At 60.4% G+C, this 11833-nt stretch carries 11 protein-coding genes; 6 read left to right on the plus strand and 5 right to left on the minus strand.

The annotated features are described in order from the left end of the window. The first annotated feature begins 400 nt into the window (after positions 1-400). The 5 genes from UN63_RS13340 to UN63_RS13360 all read left to right on the plus strand — a co-directional run bounded on the left by UN63_RS13340 (position 401) and on the right by UN63_RS13360 (position 7035). The gene (locus UN63_RS13340; protein ID WP_104487337.1) at positions 401-1564 is read left to right on the plus strand and encodes an isovaleryl-CoA dehydrogenase; all 1164 of its coding nucleotides are present in this window, start codon (positions 401-403) and stop codon (positions 1562-1564) included. 183 nt (positions 1565-1747) lie between these two features. Then, positions 1748-3352, plus strand: a complete 1605-nt coding sequence (locus tag UN63_RS13345) for a carboxyl transferase domain-containing protein (RefSeq protein ID WP_104487339.1) — start codon at positions 1748-1750, stop codon at positions 3350-3352. A gap of 8 nt (positions 3353-3360) precedes the next feature. Continuing rightward, positions 3361-4158, plus strand: a complete 798-nt coding sequence (locus UN63_RS13350) for an enoyl-CoA hydratase-related protein (RefSeq protein ID WP_104487341.1) — start codon at positions 3361-3363, stop codon at positions 4156-4158. Then, the gene (locus tag UN63_RS13355; RefSeq protein WP_104487344.1) at positions 4151-6148 is read left to right on the plus strand and encodes an acetyl/propionyl/methylcrotonyl-CoA carboxylase subunit alpha; all 1998 of its coding nucleotides are present in this window, start codon (positions 4151-4153) and stop codon (positions 6146-6148) included. The genes UN63_RS13350 and UN63_RS13355 overlap by 8 nt, the downstream gene beginning before the upstream one ends. After that, a complete protein-coding gene (locus UN63_RS13360) occupies positions 6145-7035 on the plus strand; it encodes a hydroxymethylglutaryl-CoA lyase (protein WP_104487346.1) in 891 nt (296 codons plus the stop codon). Before UN63_RS13355 ends, UN63_RS13360 begins: the two co-directional genes overlap by 4 nt. Positions 7036-7322: 287 nt before the next feature. On the opposite strand, the gene mdh is transcribed toward UN63_RS13360, so the two are convergent. The 5 genes from mdh to UN63_RS13385 all read right to left on the minus strand — a co-directional run bounded on the left by mdh (position 7323) and on the right by UN63_RS13385 (position 11194). Beyond that, the gene (mdh, locus tag UN63_RS13365; RefSeq protein WP_104487348.1) at positions 7323-8261 is read right to left on the minus strand and encodes a malate dehydrogenase; all 939 of its coding nucleotides are present in this window, start codon (positions 8259-8261) and stop codon (positions 7323-7325) included. A gap of 122 nt (positions 8262-8383) precedes the next feature. After that, positions 8384-9061: an arginine ABC transporter permease ArtM gene (gene artM, locus UN63_RS13370; protein WP_104487351.1), complete on the minus strand. Its 678-nt coding sequence runs from the start codon at positions 9059-9061 to the stop codon at positions 8384-8386. Continuing rightward, the gene (gene artQ, locus UN63_RS13375) at positions 9054-9701 is read right to left on the minus strand and encodes an arginine ABC transporter permease ArtQ (protein WP_104487353.1); all 648 of its coding nucleotides are present in this window, start codon (positions 9699-9701) and stop codon (positions 9054-9056) included. Before artQ ends, artM begins: the two co-directional genes overlap by 8 nt. 1 nt (position 9702) lies before the next feature. Next, positions 9703-10437 (minus strand): transporter substrate-binding domain-containing protein, encoded by a 735-nt coding sequence (locus UN63_RS13380; RefSeq protein ID WP_104487356.1) that lies wholly within the window; start codon positions 10435-10437, stop codon positions 9703-9705. A gap of 19 nt (positions 10438-10456) precedes the next feature. After that, the gene (locus UN63_RS13385; RefSeq protein WP_104487358.1) at positions 10457-11194 is read right to left on the minus strand and encodes an ATP-binding cassette domain-containing protein; all 738 of its coding nucleotides are present in this window, start codon (positions 11192-11194) and stop codon (positions 10457-10459) included. Between the two features lie 133 nt (positions 11195-11327). Here UN63_RS13385 and argR point away from each other — a divergent pair, with 133 nt between their 5' ends. Beyond that, on the plus strand, positions 11328-11828 hold the full coding sequence (gene argR / locus UN63_RS13390; RefSeq protein ID WP_181068248.1) for a transcriptional regulator ArgR: 501 nt from the start codon (positions 11328-11330) through the stop codon (positions 11826-11828). Positions 11829-11833: the final 5 nt, after the last annotated feature.

Here is an 11833-nt window from a genome sequence, read left to right on the forward strand (position 1 = left end):
ACTATCACTATTTCGCTGTTGGTCATGCTAGCTCCATCCACCTGTAATATAAGGCTTTCATGTTTGCACCAAACCTAACGTTTTCCGGCGCCGCCGCTAGTCCAGAGAAGGGGAAAGAGATCTGCTCCGCCGACCATGAAATGCCATGGATGGCATTTCATGGTCGGGTTCACGGCGTGTCGGAGGAGTAGACTCTTTGCCCGACCGGCATCGCAACTGTCCCAACCATGCCAAGCCGCCCTTTGCCTTCCAGCGCCATCCACCTCCGAATACTTATTCAAGCTTAGCCAAGCCTCGCTCGCCCCATTGCACTATAGTTAATTCGGCAATATCGGCAGCAAACGAGCCCACCATCGCCACCACCTCACCCGAGATCAGCCCCCTGAAAGAGGAGGACGCCATGACCCCCTACTCGCCCCTGAATATCGGCCTGGACGACACCCTCACCATGCTGCAAGAGCAGGTGGCAGCCTTCGCCGAGCACGAAATCGCGCCTCTTGCCGAAGCCATCGACAGAGATAACCGCTTTCCCGCCGAACTCTGGCCCAGGCTGGGTGACATGGGACTGTTCGGCATCACGGTGGCGGAAGAGCATGGCGGGGTGAACATGGGTTATCTGGCCCATGTGCTGGCGATGGAAGAAATCAGCCGGGCCTCGGCGGCGGTGGGGCTGTCTTACGGCGCCCATTCCAACCTGTGCGTCAACCAGATCCACCGCCACGGCAGCGAAGCACAGAAACAACGCTACCTGCCGCCCTTGCTGAGCGGCGAACACATCGGCGCCCTGGCCATGTCCGAGCCCAACGCGGGATCCGACGTGGTGTCGATGAGCCTGCAGGCCCGTGCCGATGGCAATGACTTTGTGCTGAACGGCACCAAGATGTGGATCACCAACGGTCCCGAAGCGAACGTGATAGTGGTCTACGCCAAAACAGAGCCTCAGGCCGGAGCCCGAGGCATCAGCGCCTTCATCGTAGAGCGCGACACGCCCGGCTTCGGCCATGCCCAGAGGCTCGACAAACTCGGCATGCGTGGCTCCAGTACCTGCGAGCTGGTGTTTCAGGACTGCCGTGTACCCGGAGCCAATCTGCTCGGCCCTCTGAACGGCGGGGTGGAAGTGCTGATGAGCGGCCTCGACTACGAACGGCTGGTGCTGGCCGGTGGCCCGATCGGCATCATGCAGGCCTCAATGGATCTGGTGCTGCCCTATGTTCGGGAGCGCAAGCAGTTCGGTCAGGCCATCGGCGACTTTCAGCTGGTGCAGGGCAAGCTGGCGGACATGTATACCCGGATGAACGCCGCCCGTTGTTATACCTATATGACGGCAATGGCGGCAGACCGGGGCCAGCTGTCCCGCAAGGATGCCGCCGGCGTGATACTGCTGGCCTCCGAAAGCGCCACCCAGATGGCATTGGACGCCATACAGCTGCTGGGCGGCAACGGTTATATCAACGAGTTCCCCGCCGGCCGCCTGCTGCGAGATGCCAAGCTGTACGAAATCGGCGCCGGCACCTCGGAGATCCGCCGCATGCTGATCGGGCGCGAACTGGTGCAAAACAGATGATTGTTTATGGCGGTAACAGACGGCTTCAGACTTGTAGAACGGGTACAGGGAGCTGCTCAGCCGACCATCACATGACAGGGATGTCATGTGCCGAGCGTTACAGGGATGTACTTGAAGCGTGTCGGCGGAGCGGACCCTTTACCCGTTTATCTACGGAGCAAACAAGCAACGCAGGAGCCGGCCATGACTATTCTTCCCAATAACATTAATCCCGAGTCGGACCGGTTTCAGGCCAATCATGAGGCCATGGCCGCCGAGGTAGCGGCATTGCGGGAGCGGGTGGCGATCATCGAACAGGGCGGCGGCGAGATCAGCCGGAAACGACATACCGACAGAGGCAAGTTGCTGCCTCGGGAACGAGTGCGTCAGCTGCTGGATCCAGGTGCTCCTTTTCTCGAACTGTCCCAGCTGGCGGCCCTTGATGTCTACGACGACGCAGTGCCGGCCGCGGGGCTGATCGCCGGCATCGGCCGGGTCAGCGGGGTTGAATGCATGATAGTGGCCAACGACGCCACGGTAAAAGGCGGCACCTATTACCCGCTGACGGTCAAGAAACACCTGCGCGCCCAGGAAATTGCCAAGCGCTGTCGCCTGCCCTGCCTTTATCTGGTCGACTCGGGTGGCGCCCACTTGCCCAGCCAAGCCGAAGTATTCCCGGATCGGGAGCACTTCGGACGCATCTTCTTCAACCAGGCACAAATGTCCGCCGCCAACATTCCCCAGCTGGCGGTAGTAATGGGTCTCTGTACCGCCGGTGGCGCCTATGTGCCGGCCATGGCGGACGAGTCCATCATAGTGCGTAATCAGGGCACCATCTTTCTGGGCGGCCCGCCGCTGGTGCGAGCGGCTACTGGCGAAGTGGTCAGCGCCGAAGAACTGGGCGGCGCCGAGGTGCATACCCAAACCTCGGGGGTGGCGGATCACGCCGCCGAAGACGACGCTCACGCCCTGTGGCTAACCCGCCGTCTGGTGGCCAATCTCAATCGTCCGCAGCTGCCTGCCCCACCTTATGCACCGCTGCCGCCCCGTTATCCGGCCGAAGAGCTCTATGGCATCGTCGGCACCGATTTGCGCAAGACTTTCGAGATACGAGACATCATCGCCCGGCTGGTGGACGACTCGGCCTTCGACGAATTCAAGCGCGACTACGGCACCACTCTGGTCACCGGCTTCGCCCGCCTGCACGGCTATCCGGTCGGTATTATCGCCAACAACGGCATCCTGTTCAGCGAATCGGCCCAGAAAGGCGCCCACTTCATCGAGCTGTGCTGCCAGCGCCGAGTGCCGCTGCTGTTTCTGCAGAATATCACCGGCTTCATGGTGGGCAAAAAATACGAGGCCGAGGGCATCGCCAAACACGGCGCCAAGCTGGTAATGGCCGTGGCCTGCGCCAATGTGCCCAAGATAACCCTGATCATCGGCGGTAGCTTCGGCGCCGGCAACTACGGCATGTGCGGCCGGGCCTATGATCCGGACTTCCTGTGGATCTGGCCGAACGCCCGCATCTCTGTGATGGGTGGCGAGCAGGCCGCCGAGGTATTGGCCAGGGTGAAGCGCGATGCCAGAGAAAAGGTCGGAGAGTCCTGGATTGAAGCCGACGAAGCCGCTTTCAAGGAACCCATAGTCGAGCGCTACGAGCAGGAAGGGCACTCCTGGTATGCCAGCGCTCGGCTGTGGGACGACGGCGTTATCGATCCCAAAGACAGCCGCACCGTGCTGGCCATGAGCCTGGCACTGGCGCTGAACCGGCCAATGGACGATCCCCGCTTCGGCGTGTTTCGTATGTAGGAGGCATCATGAAGGAACCCGTGCAGCTTGAAGAACGCAGCCCCGGCGTCTGGGAGCTGACACTGAACCGGCCCGAACGCCATAACGCCTTCGATGAGCGGCTGATTGCCGCCATGAGCGAACGACTGGAACAGGCAGCCCACCAGTCCGGTCTGCGCGTACTGGTGTTGCGCGGCACCGGCAAACATTTCAGCGCCGGTGCGGATCTGAACTGGATGCAAAGAGCGGCCACCCTCGATGAGACGCAGAATCTGGCCGATGCCCGGCAACTGGCGCAGCTGTTGCGGCAACTCGATAACTTTCCCTCCCCCACCCTGGCACTGGTACAGGGCGCAGCCTACGGCGGCGCTCTGGGGCTGGTTGCCTGCTGTGATTTGGTGGTGGCAGCGGCTAACGCCCGCTTTGCCTTGAGCGAAGTGCGGCTGGGCTTGATCTCCGCCACCATCAGCCCCTATGTGCTGCGCGCCCTGGGGCCTCGCCAGGCTCGTCGCTACATGCTCACCGCCGAGGTCATGGAGGCTTCGATAGCCGAGCAGCTGGGGCTGGTGCATCTGCAGGCCGCGCCCGAACAGAGTCTGGATGAGGCGGCTGCACCCCTAATCCGGGCGATAAGACGCAATGGCCCTCGGGCACTCACCGCCGCAAAGCTGCTGGTTCGGGACTTCGCCGGGCAAGTCATCGACGAGGACTTGATCGAAGACAGCGCCCACCGCCTCGCCGAGTTGCGCGTCGGTGCCGAAGCCCGGGAAGGACTCGACGCCTTCCTCAACAAGCGCCCGCCAACCTGGGAGGACGAGGATGTTTGACAAGATACTGATCGCTAACCGGGGAGAAATTGCCTGCCGTATCATCCGAACCGCCCGCCGGCTCGGCATAGTGACGGTCGCGGTCTATTCCGACGTCGATGCACGGGCCGCACATTTAGAGCAGGCCGACGAGGCCTGGCGTCTGGGTCCGGCACCAGCCGCCGAGAGCTACCTCCGGCAGGACAAATTGCTGGACATCGCCCGGGCCTGCGGCGCCGAGGCCATTCATCCGGGCTACGGTTTTTTGTCGGAGAACGCCGGCTTCGCTCACGCCTGTGCCGAACAGGGACTGGTCTTTATCGGCCCGCCCGCCAGCGCCATCGAGTCCATGGGATCCAAGTCTGCCGCCAAGACGCTGATGAGTGCGGCCGGGGTGCCTGTGGTACCCGGCTATCACGGATCCAATCAAGATGCCGACCAGCTGCGCCGAGAAGCGGAACGATGCGGCTTTCCACTGCTACTGAAGGCGGTGGCCGGGGGCGGGGGTAAGGGTATGCGGGTGGTGCATGACATCCGTGAGTTCGATGAGGCGCTGGCGTCGGCCCGCCGTGAGGCCAAAGCCGCCTTCGGTGACGACGCCATGCTGCTGGAACGCTACCTGCCCCGGGCCCGCCATGTGGAGGTGCAGGTGTTCTGCGACCAGTTCGGCCACGGCATCTATCTGTCGGAGCGGGACTGCTCGGTGCAGCGCCGCCATCAGAAGGTATTGGAAGAAGCCCCCGCCCCCAACCTTTCGCCACAAATCCGGCTTGCCATGGGCGAAGCGGCGGTCAAGGCGGCGCTCGCCATCGATTACCGGGGGGCCGGCACCCTGGAATTTCTGTATCTGGCCGACGGCAGCTTCTTCTTCATGGAGATGAACACCCGCCTGCAGGTGGAGCACCCGGTCACCGAGCTGGTCACAGGTCTGGATCTGGTGGAATGGCAGCTGCGCGTCGCCGCTGGCGAGCCACTGCCGCTGACTCAAGAACAGGTGAAGATCCGGGGTCATGCAGTGGAGGCCCGGGTGTATGCGGAAGATCCAGAGCATGACTTTCTGCCCGCCGCCGGCACCCTGCATTATCTGCACGAGCCCGTCTCCGGCGCCGAGATTTCACCCGCCATCGAGATACGGCTGGATACCGGCGTGCGCCAGGGCGACGAGGTCGGGATCTTCTACGATCCGCTGATCGCCAAACTGATCGTCTGGGCCGAGAGTCGCGAGCAGGCCCTGCGCCAGCTGGCCAACTCCCTGGCTCAGTATCGCATCGGCGGCGTGCGCACCAACCTGCGCTTTCTGCAGGCCTTGGCCGAGTCGGCGCCTCTGCGGACCGACGAGCTGCATACCGGTTTTATCGAGCAGCACAGTGAACTGTTGTTTGCGCCACCCGGACTTGAGCCATCTCGGGTGCTGGCGCTCTGTGCCGCCTTTGTACTACTCACCGAACCACAGACGGACTCATCCCCCTTTGCCGGCCATCAGGGCTGGTGGCTCAATCTGCCACCCCGGCGACAGCTGGCGCTCGAGTACGAGGCCGAGACTCATCGGCTCGATATGAGGAGTGAACCCGACGGCTGGTGGATGACGATCGGCGGCCGGCAGCACCGCCTCACCGCCAAGCTACAGGGTGATCGGTTACAGGCGGTGATCGACGGGGTGCCGCTGCGTTGCCATCTGGCCCGGCATAATGACCAGCTATGGCTGTTTTATCACGGCGAGCGTTTCGACGTGCGGCTGCACAACCCCGATTACGAACAGCAGTCAACACATAATGGCGGAAACCTATCCGCCCCCATGCCCGGGATGATCAGCCAGATCAAGGTGGCGGTGGGCGAGTCTGTTGCCGCCGGCCAGACCCTGTTGATATTGGAGGCGATGAAAATGGAGCACCCCATTGTCGCCCCTACCACCGGTCGGGTGGCCGAGCTGTATTACCGGGAAGGCAGCCAGGTTAGTGAAGGCGCCGAGCTGCTGCGACTGGAGCCCGAACAGGAGCAAGAGACACCATGAGCGACAAGGTCAGACTGGTGGAAGTCGGCCCGCGGGACGGGCTGCAAAACGAGCCGGGTTTGGTGCCATTCGCCATCAAAATCGCGCTGGTCGAACGGCTGGCCGACTGCGGCCTGCGCCATATCGAGGCCGCCAGTTTCGTCTCCCCAAAATGGGTGCCACAGATGGCCGACGGCCACGCCGTGCTCACCGGCATTCATCGCCGCCCCAACGTCATCTACAGCGCCCTGACCCCCAACCTCAAGGGACTGGAGGCGGCACTGGCCGCCGGTGTTGACCAAGTGGCCGTGTTCACCGCCGCCTCGGAGTCCTTTTGCCAACACAATATCAATGCCTCTATCGCCACCAGCCTGGCACGCTTTGCGCCGCTGTTAGCCCTGGCTAAAGAGCAAGGAATACCGGTGCGCGGTTATGTGTCTACCGTGCTGGACTGCCCTTATGAAGGAGCTATTACCCCAGAGGCGGCGGCACAAGTCGCCAGCGCCTTGTATCAAATGGGTTGTACTGAAATTTCTTTGGGCGATACGCTGGGCACCGGCACACCCAAGCGGGTGAGAGCCCTGCTGAGCGCAGTGAGTCAGGAGGTACCCCTGCCGCAGCTAGCGGTACATTTTCACGATACCTACGGTCAGGCGCTGGTCAATATTTATGCCGCCCTGGAGCAAGGAATTCGCATTATTGACAGCTCGGTGGCCGGCCTCGGCGGTTGCCCTTACGCCCCGGGGGCTTCGGGTAATGTCGCCACCGAAGAAGTGGTGTATTTATTACAGGGCTTAGGTATGCTTACGCGCGTGAACCTGGACAACCTGGTGCAGACCGGCCGCTGGATTAGCCAGCAGCTGGGCCGTCGCAACGGTTCAAAGGTGGGGCTGGCCTGGACAAAGTGAAGCTGTAAATACCAATTCTGTATTGGCATCTCGGACAAAGGGCCCACTCCGCCGACTCACTATGAATACATCCATGTACGCTCTCTGTTTCATCCCTGAAACAGAAGGTCGGCAGAGCGGATCCCTTTGTCCTCCCTGATGCTACAGAGCCGCCTGCTGTCGCCGCCTGCAGGCAACTCGGCGCTCAGAAAGAAGCAACAGAACCGTGACAACCAAAACCGAATCTGACCGCCATAAACGTAAAAAGGGAGCCGAGGCTCCCTTTTTCACCGGACCAAATTCGAACCTTACTGGTTGACGAACTCAACACCCTTGACGATATCGCCTTTCAGGGTTTCCAGCATGCCGTCCATCGCGGCCTGTTCGAAGGCGCTGATGTCGCCGTAAGACAGCACTTTTTCAACGCCATTCTTACCCAGCAGCACAGGCTGTGCGAAGAACTGAGCGTGCTCGCTGCCGCCGTCGACATAGGTGCACTCGACCACATTGGATTCACCCTGCATGGCCTTGACCAGAGACAGCGCAAAGCGACAGGCAGCCTGACCCATGGACAGGGTGGCAGAGCCGCCGCCGGCCTTGGCTTCAACCACTTCGGTACCGGCGTTCTGGATGCGGTAGGTCAGCTTCTCGATTTCGTCATCGGAGAAAGAAGCGCCTTCAACCTGAGACAGCAGCGGCAGTATGGTCACGCCGCTGTGGCCACCGATAACCGGTACCTTGACGTCGGCCACGTTCAGACCCTTGGCTTCGGCCACGAAGGTCTCGGCACGGATCACGTCCAGAGTGGTGATACCGAACAGCTTGTTCTTGTCGTAGACGCCGGCTTTCTTCAGCACTTCAGCGGCAATCGGCACAGTGGTGTTCACCGGGTTGGTGATGATGGCGATGCAGGCCTTGGGACAGGTGGCAGCGGCTTTTTCGATCAGGTTCTTGACGATACCGGCGTTCACGTTGAACAGGTCGGCACGGTCCATGCCCGGCTTGCGGGCAACACCGGCGGAGATCAGCACGATGTCGGCGCCTTCCAGGGCAGGAGTCGGATCTTCACCACCAAAGCCCACAACGCTTACCGCCGTCGGGATGTGGCTCAAATCGGCGGCAACACCGGGAGTGACGGGTGCGATATCGTACAGGCTTAATGCAGAACCGGCAGGCAGGTTGTTTTTCAACAGCAGGGCCAGAGCCTGGCCGATACCACCGGCGGCTCCAAGTACGGCAACTTTCATGACTGAACTCCGTTATTATTGGGTTGTTAGACGTTTCCTGGGACGTTAGCAACATAGCGAAAGCGCCGCAGAAAGACAATGGTTAAGGGATGCTGAATATGTGGTTCTGTGAGACAGCGCCGTCATCCCTGAGTCTGAAATACCAGGGCTCGCCGTTCCAGCAGACGAAACAAAAAGGTCAGCAGGCCATTCAGAATCAGATAAATGGCACCGGCCAGCCCGAACACCACCAGGGTGTCGTAGGTCTGTCCATTGAGTCGTTGGGCCAGGCCCATGATTTCCATGATCGAAATGGTACTGGCCAGGGAGCTACCCTTGAGCACCAGCACCACCTCGTTGGAATAGGCCGGTATCACCCGCCGTCCGGCATGGCGCAACTTGACGCTGAGCGTCTGCCAGCCATTCATGCCCAGCGCCTGGCAGGCCAGGGTTTCGCCCTTCGGTACCGCCTCCAGCGCGCCCTTGAACAGGCGGCAGGTATAGGCGCCGGCATTCATGCCCAAGGCCAGAATGGCGCAGAACATGGGCTCGCGCAGATAGGTCCAGGCCCAGCTGTTCTTTACCCAGTCGAACTGGGCCGGGCCGTAGTACACCAGAAAAATCTGTACCAGCAGCGGCGTGCCGGTCAGCAGCAACAGATAGCCTTCCGTCAGCTGCGCCAGCACCGGTACCCGGCTCTCCAGGACCCAGGTCAGGATCAGAGCGATCGCCAGCCCCAGCAAGAGTCCGGCACCTGTGATGATCAGGGTGATCTCCACCCCCTGCAGCAGGGTCGGCAGATAATCTATCCAGTTAGTCATAACGGGTTACCCTCGTTCTCAGGCGCTTCAGCCCCTGCTGGCTGAGCACGGTAATCGCCAGATAGATCAACGCCGCTATGCCGTACCAGGTGAAGGGTTCGTAGGTACGGGCAGAAATGGCCTTGGCCTGATACATCAAATCGTGCACCCCAATAAGCGACACCAGGGCGGTATCTTTCAGCAGTATCAGCCACTGGTTGCCCAGCCCCGGCAGCGCATGGCGCCAGGTTTGCGGCAGCACGATGCGCACAAAGGTGTACAGGGGCGGTAGCCCCAGCGCCTGAGCCGCCTGACGCTGCCCGTGGGGCACTGCATTCAGCGCCCCGCGCAGGGTCTGGGCGGCGTAGGCGGCAAACAGCAGGGACAATGCCGTCACCCCGCACCAGAAGGGGCTGAATTCCAGGTACTCGCCGGTCAGCAGAAACAGCAGCTGGGTCGAGCCGAAATAGATAAAGAACACTACCAGTATTTCGGGCAGACCACGCAATACAGTGGTCAGCAGGGTCGCTGGCCAGCGCAGCAGGGCAAAGCGGCTCATCTCGGCGCCGCACAGCAATATGGCCAGCACCAAGCCGGCCGCCAATGACATCAATGCCAGCCCCAGTGTCATCATGCTGGCATTCATCAGATGGGTCAGCATATTACTGGGGGAAGTACTTTTGGTAGAGACGGTCGTAGCTGCCGTTGGCCTTGAGCTCACTCAGACCCTGGTTCAGCTTGTCGAGCAGCTCCTGATTGCCCTTGGTCACCGCGATGCCGAAACCGGTACCGAAGTAATCGTCATCGGTAATGCGCTCACCCAGCACCGCATAGCCGTCGTTCTTGCCCAGCCACTCGCCTACTACGGCGGTGTCGGCAAACACGGCGTTCAGGCGGCCGTTGGTCATGTCCAGCAGCGCATCCTGCACGCTCTGATAAGGGCGAGCTTCCAGTCCTTCGCTTTCCAGCTTGTCCTGAATGTATTTCTGGTGCGAGGTGCCGTTCTGCACGCCCACTGTCTTGTCTTTCAGGCCGTCGATGTTGTCGAACTTGCCGGTCGGCGCCACGAACACGGCGGAGTTTTCGTAATAGATGTCGCTGAAGTCCACCTGCTCGGCCCGCTCGGGGGTAATGTCCATGGCGGCAATGGCGGCGTGATAACGACGGAACTTGAGGCTGGGGATCAGGCTGTCGAAGGACTGGTTATGAAAGCTGCACTGAAGCGATGCCACGTCGCACAGCGCCCGAGCCAAGTCCAGATCGAAGCCCTGCATCTCGTTGTTTTCATCAACAAACTCGAAGGGAGGATAGGCCGCATTGGTAACAAACTTCACTTCTTCCGCCTGGGCTGCGCCAACGGTGGCCAGCAGGGCCAGGGATAACAGGGTCTTGTTCATGATGATGTCCTTATTGTCATTAATGAGTCAGAAATTCAGCCAACCGCTGAGTCTGGGGATTGTCGAGCAGTCCGGCATCGCCGTATTCCACCAGGCGCCCCTGTTCGAGATAAGCCACCCTGGTCGCCACCCGCCGGGCAAAGCCGACTTCGTGGGTCACAATCACCTGGGTGATGCCGGTTTTCCCCAGTTGCTGGATAATGTCCGCCACTTCCTTGGTGATTTCCGGATCCAGTGCCGCCGTGGGTTCATCGAACAGCAGCACCGAAGGATTCATCATCAGCGCCCGGGCGATGGCCACCCGTTGCTGCTGGCCCCCGGACAGCGCACCAGGCCAGGCCTGCCGCTTGTCGGCCAGCTTCAGCTGGCTCAGCAGGTAACCGGCTTTATCCTGCGCCTTGGTTTTGTCCATGCCCAGCACCTTGAGTGGGGCTTCCAGCAGGTTCTGCTCTACCGTCAGATGTGGCCACAGGTTATATTGCTGAAACACCATGCCTACCTTGCCGCGCAGTTGCTGGGCTCTTTTCTGCAACTGGCTCCCGCGAGCATCGGGAAAGGAAAAATGTTCACCGGCGATGGTCAACTGACCGGCATCCGGAATATCCAGCAGGTTAAGCAGCCGTAGCAGCGAACTTTTACCTGCACCACTCGGCCCAAGTAGCACTAATGTCTCTCCGGCATCGCATTTAAGCGAAACCTGGCTTAAAATTTCCTGACCAGCCCAGGACTTGCAAATGCCACTGAATTCTATGCCCATGCGCTATGTTCACATCATTTGTCAGAGTGTTCGGCTGATTTTATTTTGCATTGATGTTAATGCAAGCTAATTTTGCATCTTTATGCAAAACAAATGACTAATCCTTGATAAAAAATGGCCACGGATAGACAATATGCCTCATTCAACCACGCTCAGTCGGCTGCAAAAAATGAACGAAAAGCAAGAACAACTGATCAAGGCATTCAAGGCCCTGCTCAAGGAAGAACGCTTCGGCTCCCAGGCAGAGATAGTGAGTGCGCTGCAGGATCTGGGATTCGACAATATCAACCAGTCCAAGGTCTCGCGCATGCTGAGCAAGTTCGGCGCCGTGCGTACCCGCAATGCCAAGATGGAAATGGTCTATTGCCTGCCGGTCGAACTGGGCGTGCCCACCAGCAGCAGCCAGCTGAAGAACCTGGTGCTGGATGTGGGCCACAACAGTGCGCTGATAGTGATCCACACCAGCCCCGGCGCCGCCCAGCTGATTGCCCGCATGCTGGACTCACTCGGCAAGGCGGAAGGCATTCTCGGCACCATCGCCGGCGATGACACCATCTTCATCACCCCCACCAAAGACACCCCGATAGAGACCCTGTTCCAGAGCGTACTGGATCTGTTCGAGCAGTACGTTTAAGCGAC

The organism is Oceanisphaera arctica (genome assembly GCF_002936955.1).
In the GTDB taxonomy this organism is placed as follows: domain Bacteria; phylum Pseudomonadota; class Gammaproteobacteria; order Enterobacterales; family Aeromonadaceae; genus Oceanimonas; species Oceanimonas arctica.